Origin of the sequence: Streptomyces sp. NBC_00878 (assembly GCF_026341515.1) — a bacterium.
Classification (GTDB): Bacteria; Actinomycetota; Actinomycetes; order Streptomycetales; family Streptomycetaceae; genus Streptomyces.
The window spans coordinates 1,174,159-1,198,621 of record NZ_JAPEOK010000001.1 but is presented as its reverse complement, the minus strand read 5'-3'; the positions used below and the strand labels follow the sequence as shown (position 1 = coordinate 1,198,621).

At 70.7% G+C, this 24,463-nt stretch carries 20 protein-coding genes and 2 pseudogenes; 17 read left to right on the top strand and 5 right to left on the bottom strand.

Features of this window, described 5'->3' with window-relative positions:
- Nucleotides 1-122 precede the first annotated feature (122 nt).
- The 3 genes from OHA11_RS04830 to mmpA all read left to right on the top strand — a co-directional run bounded on the left by OHA11_RS04830 (nucleotide 123) and on the right by mmpA (nucleotide 2,395).
- A complete protein-coding gene (locus tag OHA11_RS04830) occupies nucleotides 123-1,223 on the top strand; it encodes an oxidoreductase (protein WP_266492283.1) in 1,101 nt (366 codons plus the stop codon).
- Between the two features lie 233 nt (nucleotides 1,224-1,456).
- Nucleotides 1,457-2,146 carry an endonuclease V gene (locus tag OHA11_RS04825; RefSeq protein ID WP_266492282.1) on the top strand — a complete coding sequence of 230 codons (690 nt, stop codon included), beginning with the start codon at nucleotides 1,457-1,459 and terminating at the stop codon, nucleotides 2,144-2,146.
- A 102-nt stretch (nucleotides 2,147-2,248) separates the two neighbouring features.
- Entirely contained in the window at nucleotides 2,249-2,395 is a 147-nt protein-coding gene (gene mmpA, locus OHA11_RS04820) for a morphogenic membrane protein MmpA (RefSeq protein WP_266507872.1), read from the top strand.
- Between the two features lie 29 nt (nucleotides 2,396-2,424).
- Here the strand turns inward: mmpA and OHA11_RS04815 are convergent, their stop codons facing one another.
- Complete coding sequence (locus OHA11_RS04815; RefSeq protein ID WP_266492280.1) at nucleotides 2,425-3,615, bottom strand: trans-acting enoyl reductase family protein; 1,191 nt, start codon at nucleotides 3,613-3,615, stop codon at nucleotides 2,425-2,427.
- Nucleotides 3,616-3,728: 113 nt separating this feature from the next.
- On the opposite strand from OHA11_RS04815, the gene OHA11_RS04810 reads away from it, so the two are divergent.
- From OHA11_RS04810 to OHA11_RS04785, 6 genes and pseudogenes are all read left to right on the top strand, one after another.
- Entirely contained in the window at nucleotides 3,729-4,109 is a 381-nt protein-coding gene (locus OHA11_RS04810) for an MmcQ/YjbR family DNA-binding protein (RefSeq protein ID WP_266492278.1), read from the top strand.
- A gap of 118 nt (nucleotides 4,110-4,227) precedes the next feature.
- Nucleotides 4,228-5,457 carry a CaiB/BaiF CoA-transferase family protein gene (locus OHA11_RS04805; RefSeq protein WP_266492276.1) on the top strand — a complete coding sequence of 410 codons (1,230 nt, stop codon included), beginning with the start codon at nucleotides 4,228-4,230 and terminating at the stop codon, nucleotides 5,455-5,457.
- A pseudogene (locus OHA11_RS04800) lies at nucleotides 5,454-5,672 on the top strand (acyl-CoA dehydrogenase family protein); the annotation flags it as partial. The gene OHA11_RS04805 and the pseudogene OHA11_RS04800, both read left to right, overlap by 4 nt.
- A 328-nt stretch (nucleotides 5,673-6,000) precedes the next feature.
- Nucleotides 6,001-6,497 (top strand): annotated as a pseudogene (locus tag OHA11_RS04795) (acyl-CoA dehydrogenase family protein); the annotation flags it as partial.
- A gap of 37 nt (nucleotides 6,498-6,534) precedes the next feature.
- A complete protein-coding gene (locus OHA11_RS04790; RefSeq protein ID WP_266492273.1) occupies nucleotides 6,535-7,749 on the top strand; it encodes an acetyl-CoA C-acetyltransferase in 1,215 nt (404 codons plus the stop codon).
- 40 nt (nucleotides 7,750-7,789) lie between these two features.
- Complete coding sequence (locus tag OHA11_RS04785; RefSeq protein ID WP_266492269.1) at nucleotides 7,790-9,994, top strand: 3-hydroxyacyl-CoA dehydrogenase NAD-binding domain-containing protein; 2,205 nt, start codon at nucleotides 7,790-7,792, stop codon at nucleotides 9,992-9,994.
- Here the strand turns inward: OHA11_RS04785 and OHA11_RS04780 are convergent.
- The gene (locus tag OHA11_RS04780; RefSeq protein WP_266492267.1) at nucleotides 9,919-10,353 is read right to left on the bottom strand and encodes a hypothetical protein; all 435 of its coding nucleotides are present in this window, start codon (nucleotides 10,351-10,353) and stop codon (nucleotides 9,919-9,921) included. The two genes, OHA11_RS04785 and OHA11_RS04780, sit on opposite strands and share 76 nt — an antisense overlap.
- A gap of 154 nt (nucleotides 10,354-10,507) precedes the next feature.
- Here OHA11_RS04780 and OHA11_RS04775 point away from each other — a divergent pair, with 154 nt between their 5' ends.
- A complete protein-coding gene (locus OHA11_RS04775) occupies nucleotides 10,508-11,233 on the top strand; it encodes an SDR family NAD(P)-dependent oxidoreductase (RefSeq protein ID WP_266492265.1) in 726 nt (241 codons plus the stop codon).
- 51 nt (nucleotides 11,234-11,284) lie between these two features.
- Here the strand turns inward: OHA11_RS04775 and OHA11_RS04770 are convergent, their stop codons facing one another.
- On the bottom strand, nucleotides 11,285-12,037 hold the full coding sequence (locus OHA11_RS04770; RefSeq protein WP_266492262.1) for a MerR family transcriptional regulator: 753 nt from the start codon (nucleotides 12,035-12,037) through the stop codon (nucleotides 11,285-11,287).
- A gap of 170 nt (nucleotides 12,038-12,207) precedes the next feature.
- On the opposite strand from OHA11_RS04770, the gene OHA11_RS04765 reads away from it, so the two are divergent.
- The gene (locus OHA11_RS04765) at nucleotides 12,208-12,687 is read left to right on the top strand and encodes a macro domain-containing protein (protein WP_266492260.1); all 480 of its coding nucleotides are present in this window, start codon (nucleotides 12,208-12,210) and stop codon (nucleotides 12,685-12,687) included.
- Nucleotides 12,688-12,808: 121 nt separating this feature from the next.
- Nucleotides 12,809-13,294, top strand: coding sequence for a hypothetical protein (locus OHA11_RS04760; RefSeq protein WP_266492258.1), 486 nt, complete (start codon nucleotides 12,809-12,811; stop codon nucleotides 13,292-13,294).
- A gap of 203 nt (nucleotides 13,295-13,497) precedes the next feature.
- Here OHA11_RS04760 and OHA11_RS04755 read toward each other — a convergent pair whose 3' ends face one another.
- Entirely contained in the window at nucleotides 13,498-14,991 is a 1,494-nt protein-coding gene (locus tag OHA11_RS04755) for a M1 family metallopeptidase (protein ID WP_266492256.1), read from the bottom strand.
- 216 nt (nucleotides 14,992-15,207) lie between these two features.
- On the opposite strand from OHA11_RS04755, the gene OHA11_RS04750 reads away from it, so the two are divergent.
- The 3 genes from OHA11_RS04750 (at nucleotide 15,208) to OHA11_RS04740 (ending at nucleotide 20,351) form a co-directional block, all read left to right on the top strand.
- Nucleotides 15,208-17,223, top strand: a complete 2,016-nt coding sequence (locus OHA11_RS04750) for a Xaa-Pro dipeptidyl-peptidase (protein ID WP_266492254.1) — start codon at nucleotides 15,208-15,210, stop codon at nucleotides 17,221-17,223.
- A complete protein-coding gene (locus OHA11_RS04745) occupies nucleotides 17,223-18,548 on the top strand; it encodes a M14 family metallocarboxypeptidase (RefSeq protein WP_266492252.1) in 1,326 nt (441 codons plus the stop codon). The genes OHA11_RS04750 and OHA11_RS04745 overlap by 1 nt, the downstream gene beginning before the upstream one ends.
- Nucleotides 18,549-18,635: 87 nt before the next feature.
- Nucleotides 18,636-20,351 (top strand): BCCT family transporter, encoded by a 1,716-nt coding sequence (locus OHA11_RS04740; protein WP_266492250.1) that lies wholly within the window; start codon nucleotides 18,636-18,638, stop codon nucleotides 20,349-20,351.
- A 110-nt stretch (nucleotides 20,352-20,461) separates the two neighbouring features.
- On the opposite strand, the gene OHA11_RS04735 is transcribed toward OHA11_RS04740, so the two are convergent.
- Complete coding sequence (locus tag OHA11_RS04735) at nucleotides 20,462-21,421, bottom strand: FAD-dependent oxidoreductase (protein WP_266492249.1); 960 nt, start codon at nucleotides 21,419-21,421, stop codon at nucleotides 20,462-20,464.
- 66 nt (nucleotides 21,422-21,487) lie between these two features.
- Here OHA11_RS04735 and OHA11_RS04730 point away from each other — a divergent pair, with 66 nt between their 5' ends.
- Both OHA11_RS04730 and OHA11_RS04725 read left to right on the top strand, forming a co-directional pair.
- The gene (locus tag OHA11_RS04730) at nucleotides 21,488-22,507 is read left to right on the top strand and encodes an oxidoreductase (protein WP_266492248.1); all 1,020 of its coding nucleotides are present in this window, start codon (nucleotides 21,488-21,490) and stop codon (nucleotides 22,505-22,507) included.
- Nucleotides 22,508-22,732: 225 nt separating this feature from the next.
- Entirely contained in the window at nucleotides 22,733-24,373 is a 1,641-nt protein-coding gene (locus OHA11_RS04725) for an ABC-F family ATP-binding cassette domain-containing protein (RefSeq protein ID WP_266492247.1), read from the top strand.
- The last annotated feature ends 90 nt before the right edge of the window (nucleotides 24,374-24,463 follow it).

Sequence of the window (24,463 nt, the reverse complement as noted above, 5' to 3'; positions counted from 1 at the left end):
AGCGATCGCCGATGCCGTCCGGGGCATCTGGACGCCACCGGGGGAGTGGGCTAGCTTCGCCCGCCATGAGGGGCTTGGGGAAGACGCGACGGACGAGACGTACGGGATCCACGAGGCGCCTGGTGACCGTGGGGGTGTGCGGAGTCGCACTCGCCGCCGCGCTCACGGCACCCGCGCAGGCACAGGGACCGGACCAGGAGGCGGCTCTGGAATCGGCTCGGGAATCGAGTCAGGGACCGAGCGGTGGGAAGCCGCCGCACTGGGAGTTGAAGGACAGTGGCACGGACGTCCGCTTCCGCGGGCTCGCCGCCGTCAGCCGGAACACCGCCTGGCTGGCCGGGTCCAAGGGCACCGTGCTGCGCACCGCCGACGGCGGCAGGACCTGGCGGAACGTATCGCCGCCCGGGGCGGCCGAGTTGGAGTTCCGCGACATCGAGGCCTTCGACAGCCGGCGCGCGGTGGTGCTGGCCATCGGAGAGGGCGAGGCGTCCCGCGTCTTCCGCACCGAGGACGGCGGGGCGACCTGGACCGAGTCCTTCCGCAACACCGACGCCAAGGCCTTCTACGACTGCCTCACCTTCTTCGACCGCCGTCACGGCCTGGCGATGAGTGATCCCGTGGACGGCAAGTTCCGCATCCTGTCGACCAGCGACGGCGGCCGTTCCTGGGAGGTGCTGCCGAGCGTCGGCATGCCCGCGGCCCAGGAGGGCGAGGCGGGCTTCGCGGCCAGTGGGCAGTGCCTGGTCGCCTCGGGACCGCGGGACGTGTGGCTGGCCACCGGCGGGGCGGCACGCGCGCGCGTGCTGCACTCCTCCGACCGGGGCCTGACCTGGACGGTCACCGACACACCGATCCCGGCGGGCGACCCGGCGCGCGGCGTCTTCGCCCTCGCCTTCCGCGACCGGACGCACGGTATCGCGGTCGGCGGCGACTACCGCGCCGACCAGGCCTCACCGCAGGCGGCCGCGACCAGCCGCGACGGCGGCCGCACCTGGACGACGGCCGCCACACCGCCGCCCGCCTACCGCTCGGGCGTCACCTGGCTCCCGCACAGCCGCACGTCCGCCCTCGCGGTCGGCCCCACCGGCACCGACCTCACCACGAACGGCGGTCGCACCTGGCACACCGTGGACACCGGCTCGTACGACACCGTGGACTGCACCTCCGACCAGGCCTGCTGGGCCTCCGGAGAGAAGGGCCGGGTGGCACGACTGGAGCGCTGACGCGCGGGGCTTCTCGGCAAGGACCATGCGGGTTCGACGAGGTCCGGTGCGGTTCGGCGAAGTCCGGTGCTTCGCCGACGCCCGAAGGGGTGCGGGGCCGCGCCATCGTGCGGCTCCGCCGCCCGGGCGCGACCAGCCGGCCACGACGCACCCGCGGACGAGGCGCCGGCCTTCCGGACGGACCCGCAGACGAAGCCCCGCACCTCCGCGGAGCGCCTACGCTCGACAGCACCATGACGACCGTACGCATCCCCGCGGGCTGGCCCGCCACCGAAGGTCAGGCCCGGGCCGTGCAGGACGAGTTGCGGGGGCGGGTGGTTCTCGACGAGTCCGGTCCGCCGCCGGGCATCGGCCGCGTGACCGGGGTCGACGTGGCGTACGACGACGAGCGCGATGTCGTCGTGGCCGCGGCCGTCGTGCTCGACGCGGTGACCCTCGACGTGGTCGCCGAGTCCACGGCGGTGGGGCAGGTGCCGTTCCCGTACGTCCCCGGGCTGCTGGCCTTCCGGGAGATCCCGGCCGTCCTGGCCGCCCTCGAAGCGCTCCCCTGCGCACCGGGCCTGGTCGTCTGCGACGGCTACGGCCGCGCCCACCCCCGCCGCTTCGGCCTGGCCAGCCACCTCGGCGTCCTCACCGGCCTGCCGACGATCGGGGTCGCCAAGAACCCGTTCACCTTCGCGTACGAGGAGCCGGGCGCCCCGCGCGGCTCCGCCTCCCCGCTGCTCGCGGGCGAGGAGGAGGTCGGCCGTGCGCTGCGCACCCAGGCGGGCGTCAAACCGGTGTTCGTCTCCGTCGGCCACCGGGTGACCCTGGACACCGCCTGCGCCCACACCCTCCACCTCGCGCCGCGCTTCCGCCTCCCGGAGACGACCAGGCACGCGGACGCCCTGTGCCGACGGGAGTTGAAGGCGACGGCCCCGTGAGTACGCGTTCCTGACACAGGCCTGTGAGTACGCGTTCTGAGTACCCGTTCTGAGTATCTGTACGGATGTCGGGACCCCGTCATGATCGGCAGGCTGTACCGCATGACGACACACCGTGCCCCGAAGCCCGCCGCCAGCCCCAGCCAGCCCGTCGAGCGTGCCGTGATGGCCGGACTGCTGCTCGCGGTCATCGCCGGGGTCGCCTGGATAGCCGGGATGATCTACACGGTCATGGGCTGGCCGCTCTGAGTGGTTCCTCCGCCGTTTTCTGCGAAGCGCTACCGCGCGGCGGCGACCCGGAAACTGATTCCCGCCCCACGTAGCCGCTCGATGAGCGAATCGCCCATGGCGACCGCGGTCGTCACCTGCCCGGACGTCGGGGGAAGCTCGTCGAAGGCAAGGCACAGCGCGGACTCGGCCAGCATCTTCGCCGTGTCCCCGTACCCGGGGTCACCACCCGAGACCTCCGTGAAGACCCGCCGCCCACCCCCCTCACCGACGAACCGCACCGAGAACCAACTCCTCGCCCGCTTCTCCGCGCTGGGCCCCTCGCCGGGCTTGAGCCGGGTCGACATCCAGCGCCGTACGGGCGGCACCTGCGCCGCCGCGAAGAGCGCTCCGGCCCCGGCCACCCCGCCCACCGCGAACGGCAGCGTCTCCACCGCCGCGAAGTGCCGGTAGCGGAAGTCGGGCCCGTACCGCTCCAGTGCCCGCGCGGACCGCTGCACGATCTGCGCGTCGATCGTGGGCAGGGGCAGCGCCCACGCCCCGACCTCCTTGGCGTACCTAGGAGCGCCCGGCGGCGCGTAAGCCCGCCGCCCCACTGTCCGCGGCTCGTACCGCTTCCGGTCCCGTGCCGCGGTGATCATCTGCGGCCCGCGCGCGAGCTGGTTCAGGACGGCGGCGAACGTACCGCCGGAGAACATGCCCCCGGCCCGTACGAACCCGTCCACGGTCAGCGGCACCCCCTCGGGGAGCTGACACACGGTGAAGTAGGCGCCCAGGTCGTGGGGGATCGAGTCGAAACCGGCGGCGTGCACCAGCCGTGCGCCGGTCTCACGCGCGCGTGCGTCGTGCCGTACGTACATGAGGTCCACGAACTCGGCCTCCCCGCACAGGTCCACGTAGTCGGTGCCGGCCTCCGCGCAGGCGGCGACCAGGTCTTCGCCGTAGGTGAGGTAGGGCCCGACGGTCGTGACCACCACGCGCGCGTGCTCCGCGAGTTCTCGTACGGAGGCCGGATCGGCGACATCGGCCCGGAGCAGGGGCAGCTTCGCGCACGCGGGGTCGATCGACGTCAGCCGCTCCCGCAGCCGTTCCAGCTTCGCGGTGTCGCGGGCCGCGATCGCCCAGCGCAGCCCTTCCGGGGCGTGCGCGGCGAGGTACTCCGCCGTGAGCACCCCGACGAACCCCGTGGCCCCGAAGAGCACGATGTCGTACGCGCGCTCCGTCTTGTCCTGCCTGCTCATGGCACCTCTCAGCCGTCCAGCACGCGCCGTTGTCGGTGGCTGAGGCTAGCGTGAGGTACGAGGAGCCGAACCAGGACCCCGTGCGAGGGGCCGAAAAACGACCGGAGGCAGCCGTGGCCCCGACGAAGACCGCCCTGAAGAAGTGGGAGAAAGTACGAGAGTTCGCCCTCGGGCTGCCGGGCGCCACCGAGGAGTTCCCCTGGAGCGAGAGTGTGGCGAAGGTCAACAAGAAGGTGTTCGTCTTCCTCGGCGTCGGCGACGGCAGCTATCCGCTGGGTGTCACCGTGAAGTTGAAGGACGAGGTGGCGCACGCCCACGCGCTGTCCTCACCCGGTGCGGAGCCCGCGGGATACGGCCTGGGCAAGGCGGGCTGGGTGAGCGTCCCGCTGGAGAAGAAGGACGCCCCGGCCGAGGAGCTGCTGTGCGACTGGGTCGAGGAGAGCTACCGCACCATCGCGCCGAAGAGGTCCATAGCGGAGCTGGACGCCCGCTGAACCTCCTGGTTGGCTTCCAGCATCGACTAAGCGCTTGCTCGCCAGGGCTTGTGCGGAGTGGAACGCGTTCTTAACATCGCTGATGTTACATCAGTTGTGTCACAGTGCTGGGGGCTTGATGGCAGCGGCAGGAACGGCAGGGCGCGGCCCGCTCGCCGGGGTGCGCGTGGTCGAGCTGGCGGGCATCGGGCCCGGCCCGTTCGCCGCGATGCTCCTCGCCGACCTGGGCGCGGACGTCGTCCGCGTGGACAGGCCGAACGGCGTGGGACTCGCGATCAACCCCGACTACGACATCACCAACCGCAACAAGCGCTCGGTGATCGTCGACCTGAAGGCACCCGACGGCGCCGACCGCGTCCTCGACCTGGTCGACCGCGCCGACATCCTCATCGAGGGCTACCGTCCCGGCGTCGCCGAGCGCCTCGGCGTCGGCCCCGGGACCTGCCACGCCCGCAACCCGAAGCTCGTCTACGGACGGATGACCGGCTGGGGCCAGGAGGGCCCGCTCGCCCCGCGCGCGGGGCACGACATCGCGTACATCGCGCTGACCGGCACCCTCGGCATGATCGGCGCTCCGGACGAGGCGCCGGCTGTCCCGGCGAACCTCGTCGGGGACTACGCGGGCGGCTCGCTCTACCTCGTCGTCGGCGTCCTCGCCGCCCTCCAGCACGCGCGCGCGACCGGCGCGGGACAGGTCGTGGACGCGGCGATCGTGGACGGCACGGCCCACCTCACCTCGATGATCCACGGCATGCTGGCCGCCGGCGGCTGGCAGGACCGGCGGGGCGCCAATCTCCTCGACGGCGGCTGTCCGTACTACGGGACGTACGAGACGGCCGACGGCCAGTACATGGCGGTGGGCGCGCTGGAGGGGCAGTTCTACGAGGAGTTCGTGCGGCTGCTCGGCCTGGGGGAGTACGTCTCGGCCCGCAAGGACGTGTCCCGCTGGGCCGAACTCCGCGAGGCGGTGGCCGCCCGCTTCAAGACCCGTACGAGGGACGAGTGGACCGCGGTCTTCGATGGCTCCGACGCCTGCGTGGCACCGGTGCTGTCGCTGCGCGAGGCTCCGCGGCATCCGCATCTCGCCGCCCGCGGCACCTTCACCGACCACGGCGGCATCACCCAGCCGGCGCCCGCGCCCCGCTTCTCCGCCACCCCCACCGCCGTCCGTAGCGGGCCCGCACGGCCGGGCGCCGACACCGCGGACGTGGCCCGCGACTGGGACGTACCGGACCTCCTGAAAGGCAGCGCCGAGCCGGAGGGCGGCACCGAGCGTGAGGGCGCCAGCGAAGCGAACGGCCACAGCGAACCGAAGGGCCACAGCGAACCGAAGGGCACCACCGAATGAAGCGGCAGATCTTCGCTCCCGAGCACGACGCGTTCCGCGAGACCGTCCGGACCTTCCTGGCCAAGGAGGCACTGCCGCACTACGAGCAGTGGGAGAAGGACGGCATCGTGTCGCGGGCCGCCTGGCAGGCCGCCGGACAGCAGGGGCTGCTCGGACTCGCCGTCCCGGAGGAGTACGGGGGTGGGGGCAACGCCGACTGCTATCAGGCGCTTGTTCGATGCTCCACTCATCGGGATGCAAGTGAGGGACGTTCTTGCCGTGCTGCCTCAGGGGGGCGGGGTGCCGCCGCTATAGTCGCCTTGTCTGACAACGAAGTTGTCGGACCTACCGCCGGACGGGCGGGAAGTAACGCTTGTGGAGGCCCATGTAAGACCGGCTCCCGTAAGGGAGAGGGCAAGGGCCTGCGAAGCAGGAACCCAGGGTGGCGCCGCATGGCGGCGCGGACCGAAGTCGCCTGTGTCACGCAGGCGAGGGCGTCAAAGCGCCGTACTCGCCGAGGCGTTCACCCGCGCGGGGGCCCAGGGGCTCGCGCGCGGGCGGCGCAACAACGTCCGTGTGCCCAAGAGGACCTCCTCGGTCAACTCAACGGCGCCTTCGCGCACCTGATGACGAACCTCGCTCAGGAGCGGCTGCACATCGCCGTCGTCGGGATCGCCGCCGCCGAGTACCTGCTGGAGATCACCACGGAGTACGTCAAGGAGCGCGAGGCCTTCGGGCGGCCGCTGTCCCGACTCCAGCACATCCGCTTCGAGATAGCCGAGGTGGCCACCGAGTGTGCCGTCACCAGGGCGTTCGTCGACCGGTGCGTCGTGGACCACACGAACGGCGGACTCGACGCGGTGCACGCCTCGATGGCCAAGTGGTGGGCCACCGAACTGCAGAAGCGTGTGGCCGACCGCTGTCTCCAACTGCACGGCGGCTACGGCTACATGACGGAGTACCGCGTCGCCAGGGCCTTCACCGACGGCCGCATCCAGACCATCTACGGCGGGACGACCGAGATCATGAAGGAGATCATCGGCCGCTCTCTCCTCGGCTGATCCCTCGCTCGGCCGACCCTCTTCGAAAGGCTTACCAGTGAGCACCGAAGCGTATGTGTACGACGCGATCCGCACCCCGCGCGGCCGCGGCAAGGCGAACGGCGCCCTGCACGGTACCAAGCCCGTCGACCTGGTCGTCGGGCTCATCCACGAGATCCGGGCCCGCTTCCCGGGGCTCGACCCGGCCGCCATCGACGACATCGTGCTCGGTGTCGTCGGACCCGTCGGCGACCAGGGCTCCGACATCGCCCGGATCTCGGCCATCGCCGCCGGACTGCCCGACACGGTGGCCGGAGTCCAGGAGAACCGCTTCTGTGCGTCGGGCCTGGAAGCCGTCAACCTCGCCGCGATGAAGGTCCGTTCGGGCTGGGAGGACCTCGTCCTCGCGGGCGGCGTCGAGTCGATGTCCCGGGTGCCGATGGCTTCCGACGGCGGCGCCTGGTTCGCCGACCCGATGACCAACATCGCCACCAACTTCGTACCGCAGGGCATCAGCGCCGACCTCATCGCGACCATCGAGGGCTTCTCGCGCCGGGACGTCGACGAGTACGCCGCGCTGTCCCAGGAGCGCGCCGCCGCGGCCTGGAAGGACGGTCGCTTCGAGCGGTCCGTCGTCCCCGTGAAGGACCGCAACGGACTCGTCGTCCTCGACCACGACGAGCACCTGCGCCCCGGCACCACCGCCGACTCGCTCGCCAAGCTCAAGGCGTCGTTCGCGGACATCGGAGACCTGGGCGGCTTCGACGCCGTGGCGCTGCAGAAGTACCACTGGGTGGAGAAGATCGACCACGTCCACCACGCGGGCAACTCGTCCGGCATCGTGGACGGCGCCTCGCTCGTCGCCGTCGGCTCGAAGGAGGTCGGCGAGCGGTACGGGATCACCCCGCGCGCGCGGATCGTCTCCGCGGCCGTCTCCGGCTCCGAGCCCACCATCATGCTGACCGGGCCCGCGCCCGCCACCCGCAAGGCACTCGCCAAGGCCGGGCTGACCATCGACGACATCGACCTCGTCGAGATCAACGAGGCCTTCGCCGCGGTCGTCCTGCGCTTCGCCAAGGACATGGACCTGTCCCTGGACAAGGTCAACGTCAACGGCGGCGCGATCGCCCTCGGCCACCCGCTGGGCGCCACCGGCGCGATGATCCTCGGCACGCTCGTCGACGAACTGGAGCGCCAGGACAAGCGGTTCGGCCTCGCCACCCTGTGCGTGGGCGGCGGGATGGGCATCGCCACCATCGTCGAGCGCGTCTGACTCCCCAGTGGACCAACGGACTTCTACGGAGAACCCCCTCATGACCGAGAGCACCACCATCCGCTGGGAACAGGACGAGACCGGCATCGTCACCCTGGTCCTCGACGACCCCGACCAGTCCGCGAACACCATGAACCAGGCGTTCCGCGACTCGCTCGCCGCGATCACCGAACGCCTGGAGGCGGAGGTCCAGGCCGACCCCGCCTCCATCCGCGGCATCGTCTTCACCTCCGCCAAGAAGACCTTCTTCGCGGGCGGCGACCTGCGCGACCTCATCCGCGTCACCCCCGAGACCGCCCAGCAGCTCCTCGACGGCGGCCTCGCCATCAAGCGCGACCTGCGCCGCATCGAGACGCTCGGCAAGCCCGTCGTCGCCGCCATGAACGGCGCGGCCCTGGGCGGCGGCTTCGAGATCGCACTCGCCTGCCACCACCGCGTCGCCCTCGACGCGCCCGGCTCCAAGATCGGCTGCCCCGAGGTCACACTCGGCCTGCTGCCCGGAGGCGGCGGCGTCGTCAGGACCGTACGCCTCCTGGGCATCGCCGACGCGCTCCTGAAGGTGCTCCTCCAGGGCACCCAGTACAGCCCGCAGCGCGCGCTGGAGAACGGCCTCGTCCACGAAGTGGCGGCCACCCGCGAGGAGATGCTCGCCAAGGCCCGCGTCTTCATCGACGCCAACCCCGAGTCGAGCCAGCCCTGGGACAAGCCCGGCTACCGCATCCCGGGCGGCACCCCGTCCCACCCGAAGTTCGCGGCGAACCTGCCCGCCTTCCCGGCCAACCTGCGCAAGCAGACGAACGGCGCGCCCTACCCGGCGCCGCGCAACATCCTGGCCGCCGCCGTCGAGGGCTCGCAGGTCGACTTCGAGACCGCGCAGGTCATCGAGGCGCGCTACTTCGTGGAGCTGGCCGCGGGCCAGACCTCCAAGAACATGATCCAGGCCTTCTTCTTCGACCTCCAGGCCGTCAACTCGGGAGCCAACCGGCCCAAGGGCATCGAACCGCGCCCGGTCCGCAAGGTCGCCGTCCTGGGTGCCGGGATGATGGGCGCGGGCATCGCGTACTCCTGCGCCCGCGCGGGCATCGACGTCGTCCTCAAGGACGTGTCGGCCGAGGCCGCGGCGAAGGGCAAGGGCTACTCCGAGAAGCTCTGCGCCAAGGCCGTCTCCCGGGGCCGTACGACCCAGGAGAAGGCGGACGCGCTGCTCGCCCGCATCACTCCGACCGCCGACCCGCAGGACGTGGCGGGCTGCGACGCCGTCATCGAGGCCGTCTTCGAGGACTCCGCGCTCAAGCACAAGGTGTTCCAGGAGATCGAGCACATCGTCGAGCCGGACGCGCTGCTGTGCTCCAACACCTCGACCCTGCCCATCACGGTCCTCGCCGAAGGTGTCGAGCGGCAGACCGACTTCATCGGGCTGCACTTCTTCTCGCCCGTCGACAAGATGCCGCTCGTCGAGATCATCAAGGGCGAGCGCACCGGTGACGAGGCACTCGCCCGCGCCTTCGACCTCGTACGGCAGATCAGGAAGACCCCGATCGTCGTCAACGACTCGCGCGGCTTCTTCACCTCCCGCGTCATCGGGCACTTCATCAACGAGGGCGTGGCGATGGTCGGCGAGGGCATCGAGCCCGCCTCCGTCGAGCAGGCCGCCGCCCAGGCGGGCTACCCCGCCAAGGTCCTCTCCCTGATGGACGAGCTGACGCTCACCCTGCCGCGCAAGATCCGCGCCGAGTCGAAGCGGGCCGTCGAGGAGGCGGGCGGCACCTGGACGGCGCACCCCGCGGACGCGGTCATCGACCGCATGGTCGACGAGTTCGGCCGAACCGGGCGGGGTGGCGGCGCGGGCTTCTACGAGTACGGGGAGGACGGTAAGCGGGCCGGGCTGTGGCCCGGGCTGCGGGAGCACTTCACGCGCGCGGGCGCCGAGATTCCGTTCCGGGACATGCAGGAACGGATGCTGTTCTCGGAGGCGTTGGACACGGTCCGGCTCCTGGAGGAGGGCGTCCTGACGTCCGTCGCGGACGCCAACATCGGTTCCATTTTTGGGATCGGCTTCCCTGGCTGGACGGGTGGCGTTCTGCAGTACATCAACGGGTACGAGGGCGGCGCCGGGGCAGGTGCCGGCCTCCCGGGATTCGTGGCACGCGCGCGTGAACTCGCCGAGCGTTACGGAGAGCGGTTCACGCCGCCCGCGCTGCTTGTGGAGAAGGCGGAGAAGGGGGAGCGGTTCGCGGACGTGTGAGGGGTCGGCGGCGGGGGTTCTATCGCCCCCGCCGCCCCAACCCATTCCCGTCCTCGGTGTCCACGAGGGCGCGGTCGTCTCCATGGCCGACGGCCGCACGCCATCAGCGAGATGCAGACGGAGTTGTGCGCGGTGGAGAGCAGATTGTCGCTGTCGAGGAAGTCCGGGTACGGGATGCCGATGCCGGCGACGAGCAGTGCGAGGACGACCAGTACGCCGAGTTCGTCGGGCAGCAGCCGCCGCCGGTTCCCGAGGCGGCCTGCCGGCAGCCGACCGGGCGACAGCCTGAACCACCGTCCGCCGCCGCCCTGTTCGCGGGCGCGCTCGGCGTCGTCCACGGCACGGTCGGTCTCGGTCATCGGACACGGCTCCCGGGCGCCGGCGGCTGGGGGTCGCCCCGCAGCGTCGGCCCGCAGGGCGCGCGGCAACACGGCCGTTCCAGCGAAGGAAACAGGGCCGAAGACCGGATACGCCCCCTTGCCCCGGCGCCTGACGGGTCATCACACTCGCCCCATGGAGACGCGTACCGCCCTGGTGACCGGCGCGGCACAGGGCCTCGGTCAGGAGTTCGCCATCGCGCTCGCCGGACGCGGTTACCGGGTCGCCGGACTCGACCTCGTCCCGCAGACCCGGACGGCCGAACGCATCCTGGACTACGTGGAGTTGGTCGCCGACGTCACCGACGAGGCACAGGTCCAAGGGGCCCTGGAACGGGCGCTGGCACAGTTCGGCACACTGCACGTCCTGGTCAACAACGCGGGCGTATACCCGGAGTCGCCCTTCGAGGACACCACGCCCGAGGAGTGGCGGCGTGTCATGCGCGTCAATCTGGAGGCGCCGTTCCTGATGACCCGAGCGGTTCTGCCGTACCTGAAGGCGGCGGGCTGGGGGCGCATCGTGAACATCGCCTCGGCCGCCGTCCTCACCGCGCCGCCCACGATGGTGGCGTACACCGCCTCGAAGGCAGGCCTGATCGGCTTCACCCGGGCGCTCGCCTCGGCGCTCGGCCCGTACGACATCACGGTCAACGCGATCGCGCCGAGCATGGTCCGCACCGCGACCGCCGAGCGCACGGTCGGCTCGGACGGCGGCTTCGAGCACGTCCGTGCCCAACAGGCCGTGCCCCGCACCCAGGAGCCGTCCGACCTCGTCTCCACGCTGCTGTACGTCGTGGACGAGGGCAGTGCTTTCCTGACGGGCCAGACGCTCAACGTGGCAGGCGGGTCGGCGTACTTGTGAGGGCCAGCGGCGCAAGTGGCAGGGACAGAAGGGGTATGGAAGCCCGGTGACTCAGGACTCCTCGGTGAGCCACTCCCGCAGCTCCTCCTTCAGGGACCGCTGAAAGGTCGTCAACAGCGCCTGCACCACGAGCGGTTGCATGTCCGCGGACAGGTCCTTCACCGCAGCGACGGACGTACGCTCGGACACCTCGTCCCGGAACAGCAGGGACAGCTCGTGGGCCGCGGCGCGCGTGTGCTCCAGCAGGACCGTGCGCGCGGCGAGGATCGTCTCGTGCGCGATCGGTACGTCGAGGAGCTGGACGCCGAGCCGCAGCAACCCCAGATCGACGCGGTACGAGTCCGGGACGCCCGCCTCCTTGACGCCCCCGTCCGCCCTGTACGCCCTGTCCGCCCGGGCCACCCTGACGACGCTCATCGCCACGAGCCGGTCCACGTCCCCCTCGCTCAGCGGCCGCCCCGCCCGTCGTTCGAGCTCCGCCCGGTTCATGTCCTCCGCCGAGTCCGGCGCCCAGGAGGCGACCACGGCCCGGTGGATGGCCAGGTCATGGGCGCTGAGCCCCTCCGGCAGCTGCTGCACATAGCGCTCGATCGCGGCCAGCGTCATCCCCTGGTGCTGCAACTCCTCGATGAGGGCGAGCCGCGACAGATGTTCCTGGCTGTAGTGCCCCACCCGCCGAGGCCCGATCACGGGTGGGGGCAGCAACCCCTTGGTGCCGTAGAACCGCACGGTCCGTACCGTGACCCCCGCCCGCGCGGCCAGCTCGTCAACCGTGAGCGTCGGCTCCTCGATGTCCGTCGCCATGACCGCTCCTTCGGTTACCGCATCTGCCACACCACTGCGGTGCAACAGTATTGCTGTCTCACCTGCACGGTAGAAGCAGTCCGGAAACCGGACCCCCTGAGCGCCCCCTGGGGAGCCCGCGAGGCCGACTGCCACCCCCGATTGTCAGTGGCGGTCCGTACGGTGGCGTCATGTCGGAGATCACGTACGTCCGGGGCGACGCCACGGTCCCGCTGGGCAAGGGCGTCAAGGTGATCGCCCATGTCTGCAACGACATCGGGGGCTGGGGCAAGGGCTTCGTGCTCGCTCTGTCGAACCGGTGGCCCGAGCCGGAGACGGCCTACCGCCGCTGGCACCGCGAGCGCGCGGGCAATGACTTCGGCCTGGGCGCGACCCAGTTCGTGAAGGTCGACCGGTACGTATGGGTGGCCAACATGATCGGCCAGCGGGGAACGAAGACCGGGAGCAAGGGTGTGCCCGTCCGGTACGAGGCGATCGACGCGGCGCTCGTCCCCCTGGCGGACCGGGCGGTCGAGCTCGGCGCGTCCGTGCACATGCCGCGCATCGGATGCGGGCTCGCGGGCGGGAAATGGTCACGCGTGGAGCCGCTGATAACCGAGCGGCTCATCGGGAGGGGGATCGCGGTGACGGTGTACGACCACGGGGACTGAGCGGAGTTCGTTCAACCGGCGCCTGTCGCACCGACAATGGCTTTCGCCCAACCGGTGACTTTCGGTCAACACTGGCGCAGATGTGCGTTGATGCGCACGCATGAGCGGGTAAGTCATGGCCATGGATCTCATTCCTTACCCCATTGGCCCCCTCAATCCGAAGGTCCAGGACCTCTGCTACGCGTTGCTGGTGTTCGCATCCGTCTTCCTCTTCTTCGTCCGCGTGCTGCCCCGGATGCAACGGGCACTCGACGCGCGGGACGAGGCCACCAGAGGTGTTACCGAACGGGCCGAGGCGATTCGAGCCCGTGCCGCGGAGAAAAGAGCCGAGGCGGAGGCAGAGCTGGCCGCTGCCCGGCATGACGCGGCCAGGATCCGGCAGCAGGCCTTCGAGCAGGGCACCGCCGTCATAACGGCCACGCGCGCCGAAGCCCAACGCGAACGCGACGCCCTCGTGGCCGAGGGCCGCGCCCGCATCGAGGCCGACTTCGCCGCGGCCGAGACCGAACTCCGCATGTCCGTCTCGGAGCTGGCCTCGAACCTGGCAAGCCGAGTGGTGGGAGAACGCATCACCACCCCGGTGGAGCCGAGACCAGGTCGCGCTTAGGCCTTTGTCGGGGCCGCCCCTGCAAGGCGGCTGCCCCCGCAGGGTGACCGCCCCTGCAGGGTGGCGGGCCCCAACAAACGCGCCGCTAAAGGGGCGCGGGGAACTGCGCGACCAGCCCAAATCAACCCGCACCAGCCCACCGGCACAAGCCCACCCGCACCCGCACAAGCCCACTCGCGCCATTCCCCGCCCCCCGCGGAGCGCTACCCCTCGTGAACGGAGTTCGTCGCCGCGATCTTCTTCCACGACTTCGGCCGCACAGGAACCCCCTTCGACCCAGGCGCGATCGACACAGCCCGCGCGGCCGGCGCCCCCGGCTTCGACGCCTGGTACAGCCACGTGTCGAACAACGACGCGAGCGGCTGCCCCGACACCTCCTCCGCGTACTTCACGAAGTCACCCACCGTCGCGTTCCCATGCCCGTACCGCTGCGGCCACCCCTTCAGGGTGGCGAAGAACGCCTCGTCCCCGATCTCGTTCCGCAGCGCCTGCAACGCCAGCGCCCCACGGTCGTACACGGCGATGTGGAACTGGTTCTCCGGCCCGGGATCGCCCGGCTTGACGGTCCAGAAGGGATCGTCGGCAGCCCGCGACGCGTACACATAGTCCGCGATCTCCTGCGCCGTCCCCTCACCCTCGTGCTCCGACCACAGCCACTGCGCGTACCGGGCGAAGCCCTCGTTGATCCAGATGTCCTTCCACCCGGTGACGGACACGTAGTCGCCGTACCACTGGTGGGCCAGTTCGTGCACAACCACAGACACGTTCGTACCGCTCGCGAACTGCCGCGGGCTGTAGAACGGCCGGGTCTGCGTCTCCAGCGCGTACCCGGTGTTCGTGTTCGGCACGTACCCACCCAGCGCATTGAACGGATAAGGCCCGAAGTACTCGGAGAGCCAGTCCGCGACCTCCCCGGTCCGCTCCAGGCTCGCTCGCGCCGCCCCGTAGTTGTCGCCCAGATCCTTGCTGTACGCGTTGACGATCGGGATGCCGCTCTCCGACGTCCCGGTCGTGAGGTCGAACTTCCCGACCGCCAGCGTGGCGAGATACGTGGCCTGCGGCTTGTTGGACCGCCAGCTGTAACGCGTCCAGCCCGCCCGCGAACTCACCGACTGCAGCGTGCCGTTGGAGATCGCCTGCGAGCCGTCGGGCACGGCGACCGAGACGTCATACGTGGCCTTGTCCAGCGGATGGTCGTTGCTGGGAAACCACCACCAGGCCGCCTCGGGCTCGTTCGCCCCGACCCCGCCGTCCGGCGTGCGGTGCCAGCTGGTGAACCCGTACGCCTTCTTCGTGGACGGCACCCCGCTGTAGCGCACCACGACCGTGACGGCCGTGCCCTTGGGCAGCGGGTTCTTAGGCGTGATCTCCAACTCGTGCTCGCCCGAGGCGGTGAACGACGCCTTCGTGCCGTTCACCCGCACCTCGCTCACGTCGAGCAGAAAGTCCAGATTGAAGCGCGAGAGGTCCTGCGTGGTTTTGGCCAGAAGGGTCGCCGTGCCCTCCAGCCGGTCCGTCGTCGGCTGGTACGTGAGCCGGAGATCGTAGTGGGAGACGTCGTATCCGCCGTTGCCGTAGGCCGGGTAGTACGGGTCGCCGATGCCCGGTGCCCCGGGCGAGAAGTCAGCCGCCGATGCCGGGATCGCCAGCAGCAGGGAGGCCGCGAGCGCGCCCGGGGCGATGAGTCTGCGGTGCACGTCAAGCTCCAAGTCGTTGGGGCACGAAGTCTGTTCGGAGCCTATTCATTCCCTGTGCTCCCACCCCTGTCCATGGCCGCTCGTGTCACACGATCGCCATTCGGCCGACATGAGAGACCTCGCCCCACGCACGTTTCAAGCCACCCCGCGGCCGAACGTCCCCGCACCCCAATCGGCCCTCTTTTGCACAGGAGTTGACCGGAGTACCTTCCGCGCATGCGGACACCTGCGCGCTACAAGCGCTTCACCATCTGGAGATCGCTCGCCACGGCGGCCACCGCCGCCCTGATGGCCACGCTCCTCACTCCGGTCACCGCCCACACTGCGACCGCCGACAGCGCCCCGCGGGCGAGTGCCCCCGTCTACTCGTACGAGAACGCGATCCGCGAGTCCGTCTGGGTGGACACCGGGCTGGACGGCGACAGCGACGGGAAGTCCGACCGGGTCGCCGTCGACATCGTCCGCCCGCGCGAACCCGCCCAGCAGGGCCGCGAGATCCCCGTGATCATGGATGCCAGCCCGTACTACTCCTGCTGCGGGCGCGGCAACGAGAGCCAGAAGAAGACGTACGACGCGAACGGCAACGTCGTCCAGATGCCGCTCTACTACGACAACTACTTCGTGCCGCGCGGCTACGCCTTCGTCGCCGTCGACCTCGCCGGGACCAACCGCTCCGACGGCTGTGTGGACGTAGGCGGACGCTCCGACGTCCAGTCCGCGAAGGCCGTCGTCGACTGGCTGAACGGCCGTGCCAAGGGCTACACCTCCCGTACGGGGACCGCGAAGGCCAAGGCCGGCTGGACCAACGGCAAGACCGGCATGATCGGCAAGAGCTACGACGGCACGATCGCCAACGGCGTGGCCGCCACCGGAGTCGAGGGCCTGGAGACGATCGTCCCCATAGCCGCCATCTCCTCCTGGTACGACTACTACTTCGCCAAGGGCGCCCCCCTCTACGACTCGGGCCCCGAGTGGCTGTCCGACTACGTCGAGAGCCCCGACGCCCGCGCCAGGTGCGCCGCCGTCCAGCAGAAACTCGTCGACGGGGCCCCGCGCACCGGCGACTGGACGAAGCTGTGGACCGAGCGCGACTACGTGAAGGACGTCCGCAAGGTCGACGCCAGCGTCTTCGTCATCCACGGCATGCAGGACCTCAACGTCCGCCCGAAGCACTTCGGCCAGTGGTGGGACGGCCTCGCCGAGAACGGTGTCGACCGAAAGATCTGGTTGTCCCAGACCGGTCACGTCGACCCCTTCGACTTCCGCCGCGCCGCCTGGGCCGACACCCTGCACCGCTGGTTCGACCACGAACTCCTCGGCTACGACAACGGCATCGACGACGAACCGATGGCCGACATCGAGCGCGCCCCCGACCAGTGGGTCACCTCGAACGTCTGGCCGCCGGGCGCCACCGGCACCGTGAACCTGCGCCCGGGCAAGGGCGAGCAGGCGGGCGTCGGCACCCTCGGACTGCGTACCGGCTCGGGCACCGAGACCTTCACCGACGACCCGCGGCAGGACGAGACCGCCTGGGCCGCCCAGATCGACCAGTCCACGTCCGCCAAGGCCGGATTCACCACCAAGCCGCTGACGCGCGACGTCCGTCTGTCCGGTTCCTCCAAGGTGACCGTCACCGCCACCCCGAGCACGTCGACCGCCCATCTCACCGCGGTCCTGGTCGACCTCGGCCCGGACACGATCCGCGACTACGCCACCACGGGCGAGGGCATCACCACCCTCACCGACCGCACCTGCTGGGGCCCGAGCACCACCGGCGACAGCTCCTGCTTCAAGGAGACGCGGGCCAAGACCGCGGACGTCGACTACACGGTGTTCAGCCGCGGTTGGGCCGACCTCGGCAACCACGCCTCCGACGCCAAGGGCGAACCGCTCACCCCGGGCAAGCGCTACACCATCACCCTCGACCTGCACGCGAGCGACCACGTCGTCCCGGCCGGTCACCGCCTCGCGCTGATCGTCGCCGGTACCGACCAGGGCCTCATCGACCCTCCCCCAGGCTCTCGGCTTCGCTCGAGCTGGGGGGACCCCCAGTCGAGCACGCCGACCCTCGCTCTCGACCTCGCGCGCACGAAGGCCAGTGTGCCGCTCGTCGGCGGGGCCGCCGCCTTCACCCGTGCCACCGAGGGATCGACGTACGTCACCCCCGACGCCACCCTCGAAGGCGTCGGCGAGCCGCGCGCCACACACCGCGTACCCGGAGGCACCCACTGATGACGCCCCGCCGGACCGCCGCCGTCGCGCTGACGGCGGCGTTACTCACCGCGCCCCTGCTGACCGTGCCGGCCCACGCGGCCGAGACTCCGCCCCGTACCGGATTCGAGCGGACCGACGGCGCACGCTGGACCACCCAGCCGGAGGAGCAGGACTTCCTCGCCGCCGTCGACGGGGCGAGCGACCGCGTGTCGATCACCCGGATCGGCACGACGAAACAGGACCGCCCGCTCCAGCTCGTACGCATCGGCGGCGCAGGCGGCGCCGCAGGCAGTGCAGGCAGCGCCGATGACGCCGACAGCGGGCACGCGGCCAACACGGTACTTCTCGTGTGCAGCCAGCACGGCGACGAACCGTCCGGGCGCGAGGCCTGTCTCACCACGGTCCGCGACCTCGCGTACGCGCAGGACGCCGCCACGCGGAGGTTCCTCGACCGCACCACGGTGCTCGTCGTGCCCACCGCCAACCCGGACGGCCGGGCCGCCGACACCCGCGGCAACAGCGACGGCTTCGACATCAACCGCGACCACCTCGCGCTGCAGACGGCCGAGGCCCGCGCCATGGCCGCCGTCGTCCGCGACCGCGAGCCCGACGTGGCCTACGACCTGCACGAATACGGAGCCACACCCCCGTACTACGACAAGGACCTCTTCGACCTCTGGCCGCGCAACCTCAACACCGACGCCGCCGTGCACGACGAGGCACAGACCCTGTCACAGGCGTACGTACGGCCCGCGGCCCAGGCGGAGGGGTACTCGACCGGTACGTACGGCATCTGGACCGACCCCGTGACCGGTGACCCGATCCAGCAGGTCGCGGGCGACGGACAGGAGCGGATCCTGCGGAACATGACCGGCGTCAAACACGGTGTCGGGCTGCTCATCGAGAGCCGCGTCGACCCCCTCACGGACGCCGAGAAGGCCGACGACGCACTCAACAACCGCCGCCGCGTCCACTCCCAACTCGCTGCCCTGGACGGGTTGTTCACCTTCACGGACGAGCGGCGCGCCCGGATCGGGACGGCCACTTCGGCGGCCCGGCTGGCCGGTTACCGGGACAGCGGACCGGTCTACGTCGGCGGCGCCGACAACGATCCGGCCGAGCCGTCCGAGATCCTCCAGGACCCGCCCTGCGCCTACCGGCTGACGGCCGGTCAGTACGCGGACCTCAAGGACGAACTGGCCCTCCACGGGGTCAGGGCGCGGCAGGACGCCGAGGGTGTCCAGGTCCCGCTGCGCCAGCCCCTGCGTGCCCTGGTCCCGCTGCTCCTCGACGAACACGCGCCCTACCACCTCACAGTCGGGGAGCCCGATACCGACTGCTGAGGCGGTTAAGACCGGCGGCACCTGTGGTAGGCCGTAGGGCATGCGAGGAAGAGGCGTACCCATGGCTTCCAGGGGAAGGTGCCGCGGATGACTGAAGACCTGAAGAAAAGGGGAGGCCGGGAAGACCCTTCGGGCATTCCCGGCATTCCCGGAACCCCCGCACGCGACACCGACCGGGTGGTGTTCGGCGTCACCGCCGCCATCACCGTCGCCTTCGTGATCTGGGGGTCGGCCGGCACCGACTCCTTGCAGAGCGCCTCCAGCAAGATGCTCAAAGGCCTGATCCACAACGGCGGCTGGGCGTTCATGCTGGCCGCCTCGTGCTTCGTGGTTTTCGCGCTGTGGCTGGCGATCAGCCGCTACGGCAGGATCCACCTCGGCGCCGAGGGCGAGGAGCCCGAGTTCCGCACGGTGTCCTGGATCGCGATGATGTTCAGCGCCGGCATGGGCATCGGCCTGATGTTCTACGGCGTGAGCGAGCCCCTCTCGCACTACACGACCCCACCACCGGGCACCAGCCCCGCCGACTCCGCCGAGCGCATGGAGACGGCGATGGCCACCACCCTCTTCCACTGGACGCTGCACCCGTGGGCGATCTACGCGGTGGTCGGCCTCGCCATCGCCTACAGCACCTTCCGCAAGCGCCGCCGCCAGACGATCAGCGCGGTCTTCACCCCGCTCATCGGGGAGAAGCACGCGAACGGCAACATCGGCCGGGCGATCGACATCCTCGCGATCATCGCCACCGTCTTCGGCTCGGCGGCATCACTGGGCCTCGGCGCCCTCCAGATCGGCTCCGGATTCACCGAGCTGGACTGGCTGGACAAGGTGAGCGACGGTCTGCTCGTCGCGATCATCGCCGTCCTGACGGTGGCCTTCGTCGCCTCGGCCGTCTCCGGCATCGAGAAGGGCATCCAGTGGCTGTCCAACATCAACATGGTGCTCGCGCTGGTGCTGGCCGTGTTCGTGTTCATCGCGGGCCCCACGATCATCGTCCTCGACCTGCTGCCCACCTCGATCTTCTCCTACCTGGGTGACCTGCCCCAGCTCGCCGGCCGCACCGAGGCCAGCGGCGGCGAGGGCGTCGCGGACTGGCTGGGCAGCTGGACCGTCTTCTACTGGGCGTGGTGGATCTCCTGGACGCCCTTCGTCGGCATGTTCATCGCCCGCATCAGCCGCGGTCGCACCATCCGGCAGTTCGTCGGCGGCGTCATCCTCGTGCCCAGCACGGTCAGCCTCGTCTGGTTCGCGATCTTCGGCGGTACGGCGATGAAGCTGAAGGAGGGCGGCGCGCTCGGTGGCGAGTCGACCCCAGAGGGCCAACTCTTCGGCGTCCTGCAGGAGTTCCCCATCGCGACCGTGACCAGCCTGCTCGTGATGATCCTCGTCGGCATCTTCTTCGTCTCCGGAGCCGACGCCGCGTCCATCGTGATGGGCACGCTCTCCCAGAAGGGCGCCCTCGAACCCGGCCGCTTCGTCGTGGTGTTCTGGGGCGTGGTGACCGGCGCCGTCGCCGCCATCATGCTGCTCGTCGGCACCGAGGGCGACGCGCTCCAAGGCCTGCAGAACCTCACGATCCTGGCCGCCGCGCCCTTCGTCCTCGTGATGATCGGCATGTGTATCGCCCTCATGCGCGACCTGCGCAGAGACCCGGTCATCGTGCGCGGCGAAATGGGCTCCGAGGCCGTCGAACTGGCCGTGATCGAGGGCCACAAGAAGTACGACGGCGAATTCGAGATCAGGGTCGGCCCGGGCGCGGGCACAGAAACGGAGGGCGACCCACTGGGCCACGACCACAGCTGAGCGGGCAGGTTTTTAGGGGCGCGGGGAACTGCGCGACCAGCCACGGCGAACCCGCAGTCAACATACGACCCTTTCGGCGGGGCGCCCTACGAGGGCGCCCCGCCGGGCGTTCAGCCGGAGGCAAGCCCGGCCACGGCAAGCGCACACCCCCAAGCCACCGTCACCCCCGCCCCACCATGCCCATAGTTGTGCACCAACACCCCACCCCCGGCCCGGACTTCCCGCTCCAGCCGCACCACCGGCCGGGCGGGCCGCAACCCGACCCGGTGCTGCAGCACCCGCACCCCCGCGACCTCGGGTCGCAACACCGCACACCGCTCCACTATCCGCGCGGCCACCTCCGGATCAGGCGTCAACGACCACTTGCCCTCGTCGGTCGTCCCACCCAGGACCAGCCGGTCCGGCTGCGGAAAGAGATAGGTGGTCGTCCCGGCACCCGCGTCGGTCGAGACGAGCCAGGTACGTACACCCGGGTTCTCCACGATCACGAGCTGCCCCCGTACCGGCCGCACCGCAGGATCCGGTACGAGTTCGCGGGCGCCCAGCCCCGCGCAGTTGACGACGACCGGAGCATGGGCCTCCGCCTCGGCGAGGTCCGTCACGGCACGCACCTCGACGGTCCCGCCCGCCCGCAGGAACCGCTCGCGCAGCCACCGCAGATGCACCGGCATGTCGATCAGCGGCAGCCGGGCCCACAGCCCGGAACCCGCGTACTCCTCGGGCGTGGACGCCCGAAGCCCCGGCAGCCGGGCCGCGGCCCACGGGGCATGCTCGTCCAGCCGCGCCTCACCCAGTACGCCCTCGACCATGCGTACGCCCGTCTCGTCGGACCGCGCCGCCAACTCCTCGTACACGGAAAGTGACCGCAGGGCCCACGCACGGGCGAGTTCCTGCGGCGCGACGCTGTACGGCCACCACAGCGCGCCCGCTACGGCCGAGGTGGTCCCCTCGGCGGGCTCCCGCGTCCAGATCCGTACGCGCCCGCCGTTCTCGGCCAGGACGACGGCCGTCGTCAGCCCGATGACACCGCTGCCGACCACGATCACGTCACCGTTTCGCGCACTCGTCACGAGGGGACGTTAGCGAAATGTGTCATGCCGTGCTCAGATCCCGCCGACTCTGGGGATACTCACAGCATGTCTGCCGAGTACGCGACCTTCGGCCTGGCACCGGCGATGCGTGCCGGTGGAGTCCTTGCCAACGGTGACTACCAAGCGCACCGGGATTTCCTCGACTTCATCGTCGAGGGACGCCCGCTGCTGTACCAGCTCTCCGACCTCGACGCCGTGTCCCCTCTCGCCTCCGACGTACCGCCCGCGATCTTCACCGCACAGGTACGCAGTCTCCTCCTGGAAGTCGGCGCCCCGCTGGAGGGCAGCCGGTACGTCATCTACGGCTGTCCCGAGTGCGAGGACCTCGGGTGCGGTGCCGTGACCGCCGTGATCGAACGGCAGGGTGACGACTACGTATGGCGCGACTTCGCCTGGCAGACCGACGAACACGCGGACCTGGAGCGGAACGGCTATCACGGCATCGGCCCGTTCCTCTTCCACGGCGAGGAGTACCGCGCCGCGCTGGGCTCGCTGCTCACCGGCACCGCGGGCGAGCGCCGCCGGGTCCTGCTCATCGGCGCCAGGGCCGCCGTCCTGGCCAAACTCGCCGCCGCCCTGCGCATCATCGGCATCGGCGCGGAGATCGCCCGGGACGCCACCGACGTCTCCGTCGACGAGCTGCGTACGTACGGCGCCGTCGCCTTCGGCCGCGCGGTCACCGAGCAGGAACGTGCCGCCGTACGGCAGTCGTTCGAAAGCGCCGACATCGACGTCGCGTACGTAGACGGCCTCGCCCCGATCGTCCCGCTCCTGGTCGCCCAGATAGAGAACGCCCTGGACCGCAGCCCCCGGGAACAGCGCCGCCTGGCCCGGCTGGTCGCCGCCGGCGGCGAGGCGGGCGTCGAGGTCACCTCCACCTGTCGGGTCCAGCTGACCGCGTACCGCCTCGACCGCCTCTACCGCACGCACATGTACGAGGTGTTCGACGGCGTCCTGGAAGCGGGCCGCCACCAACTCGCCCTGGACGCGAAGGCCACGAAGGGGGAGTCGTTCATCGTCGCGCGGACATCAGAGGGCGTGCTGGTGGAGGCGATGGCGCGCTGAGACCTCGGTCCGCACCGGAAGCCGCGGCGCCGGCGCGGGGAGTCGCGGCGACAGTGGGCGGTGAGGTGTGGCAGCAGCAGGCGGGGTGCTGTGGCACCAGCAGGCGAGGAACCGCGGCCATGGCGTGTGGGGAGCCGTTGCGACGGCGGGCCGGAACCGGGGGCGTCCGCGTGCGCGAAAACCGGGTTCGACGCGCCTGGCCGGGCGATTTAGGATCGCTCCCTGATGACTGCCACCCTCGTCGCCAAGAACCTCGCCGCCGGCCACGGCGACCGCTCGCTCTTCTCCGGGCTCGACCTCGTCGTCGCGCCCGGCGACGTGATCGGTCTCGTCGGTGCCAACGGCGCGGGCAAGTCCACCCTCCTGCGGATGCTCGCCGGGCTGCTCACACCCGAGGAGGGCGAGCTGCGGCTCTCCCCGCCGGCCGCGACCGTCGGCCATCTGCCGCAGGAGCCGGAGCGCAGGACCGGCGAGACCGTACGGGACTTCTTGGCCCGCCGCACGGGCGTCGCCGAGGCCCAGCGCCTGATGGACGAGGCCACGCAGGCGCTCGTCGACGGGGCGCCCGGCTCGGACGACGCGTACGCGACCAGCCTGGAGCGCTGGCTCGACCTCGGCGGCGCCGACCTCGACGAGCGGGCCGAGGAGGTCTCCGACTCGCTCGGCCTCGCCGTCGGCCTGGACCAGCCGATGACCTCCCTCTCCGGCGGCCAGGCCGCCCGTGCCGGACTCGCCTCGCTCCTCCTCTCCCGCTACGACGTGTTCCTGCTCGACGAGCCGACCAACGACCTCGACCTGGACGGCCTGGAGCGCCTCGAACGCTTCGTCTCCGGCCTGCGCGCGGGCACGGTCGTCGTCAGCCACGACCGCGAGTTCCTCACCCGTACGGTCACCAAGGTCCTCGAACTCGACCTCGTCCAGCAGCAGATCACCCTGTACGGCGGCGGCTACGAGGCCTATCTGGAGGAGCGGGACGTGGCGCGGCGGCACGCCCGCGAGGACTACGAGGAGTACGCCGACAAGCGGACCGCGCTCGAAGGGCGGGCCCAGATGCAGCGCTCCTGGATGGACAAGGGCGTCAAGAACGCCCGGCGCAAGGCGAACAACGACAACGACAAGATCGGCCGCAAGTTCCGCAGCGAGGCCAGTGAGAAGCAGGCCGCGAAGGCCCGGCAGACCCAGCGCATGATCGAGCGGCTCGACGTGGTGGACGAGCCGCGCAAGGAATGGGAACTGCGGATGGAGATCGCGGCCGCCCCGCGGTCCGGCTCGGTGGTCGCCACCCTGCGGGACGCCGAGGTCCGGCGGGGCGACTTCAACTTCGGCCCGGCCACACTCCAGATCGACTGGGCGGACCGGGTCGCCGTCACCGGCGCGAACGGCGCGGGCAAGTCGACCCTGCTCGGGGCGCTGCTCGGCCGGGTGCCGCTGGACTCCGGCCACGCCACCCTCGGCTCCGGCGTGATCGTCGGCGAGGTCGACCAGGCCCGCCAGCTGTTCCACGGCCCGGAGGCCCTGATCGACGCGTTCTCCGCGGCCGTCCCCGACACCGAGCCCGCCGAACTCCGTACCCTGCTGGCCAAGTTCGGCCTCAAGGCGGAGCACGTCCTGCGCCCGGCCGCCACGCTGTCCCCGGGCGAGCGCACCCGCTCGGCCCTGGCGCTCCTCCAGGGCCGAGGCGTCAACCTCCTCGTCCTCGACGAGCCGACGAACCACCTCGACCTGCCGGCCATCGAGCAACTGGAGTCGGCCCTCGACTCGTACGAGGGCACGCTGCTCCTGGTGACCCATGACCGCAGAATGCTGAACGCGGTCCGGACGACCCGTCGCCTGGAGGTGGCGGCGGGCAAGGTGACGGAGCGCTAGCGAGAGAATCGGGGGCCGCGCTGGAGCGCCCCGTTAGGGGCGCGGGCCGTATCGATATGCGGCTCCTCCCCCACTCTCGGCTTCTCCCCC

Bases quoted from the DNA above. Each gene is read 5' to 3' on its own strand.
- OHA11_RS04825 (WP_266492282.1), top strand. From the start codon at position 1,457: ATGACGACCGTACGCATCCCCGCGGGCTGGCCCGCCACCGAAGGTCAG.
- mmpA (WP_266507872.1), top strand. From the start codon at position 2,249: ATGACGACACACCGTGCCCCGAAGCCCGCCGCCAGCCCCAGCCAGCCC.
- OHA11_RS04815 (WP_266492280.1), bottom strand. From the start codon at position 3,615: ATGAGCAGGCAGGACAAGACGGAGCGCGCGTACGACATCGTGCTCTTC.
- OHA11_RS04805 (WP_266492276.1), top strand. From the start codon at position 4,228: ATGGCAGCGGCAGGAACGGCAGGGCGCGGCCCGCTCGCCGGGGTGCGC.
- OHA11_RS04785 (WP_266492269.1), top strand. From the start codon at position 7,790: ATGACCGAGAGCACCACCATCCGCTGGGAACAGGACGAGACCGGCATC.
- OHA11_RS04780 (WP_266492267.1), bottom strand. From the start codon at position 10,353: ATGACCGAGACCGACCGTGCCGTGGACGACGCCGAGCGCGCCCGCGAA.
- OHA11_RS04775 (WP_266492265.1), top strand. From the start codon at position 10,508: ATGGAGACGCGTACCGCCCTGGTGACCGGCGCGGCACAGGGCCTCGGT.
- OHA11_RS04770 (WP_266492262.1), bottom strand. From the start codon at position 12,037: ATGGCGACGGACATCGAGGAGCCGACGCTCACGGTTGACGAGCTGGCC.
- OHA11_RS04765 (WP_266492260.1), top strand. From the start codon at position 12,208: ATGTCGGAGATCACGTACGTCCGGGGCGACGCCACGGTCCCGCTGGGC.
- OHA11_RS04760 (WP_266492258.1), top strand. From the start codon at position 12,809: ATGGATCTCATTCCTTACCCCATTGGCCCCCTCAATCCGAAGGTCCAG.
- OHA11_RS04750 (WP_266492254.1), top strand. From the start codon at position 15,208: ATGCGGACACCTGCGCGCTACAAGCGCTTCACCATCTGGAGATCGCTC.
- OHA11_RS04745 (WP_266492252.1), top strand. From the start codon at position 17,223: ATGACGCCCCGCCGGACCGCCGCCGTCGCGCTGACGGCGGCGTTACTC.
- OHA11_RS04740 (WP_266492250.1), top strand. From the start codon at position 18,636: ATGACTGAAGACCTGAAGAAAAGGGGAGGCCGGGAAGACCCTTCGGGC.
- OHA11_RS04730 (WP_266492248.1), top strand. From the start codon at position 21,488: ATGTCTGCCGAGTACGCGACCTTCGGCCTGGCACCGGCGATGCGTGCC.
- OHA11_RS04725 (WP_266492247.1), top strand. From the start codon at position 22,733: ATGACTGCCACCCTCGTCGCCAAGAACCTCGCCGCCGGCCACGGCGAC.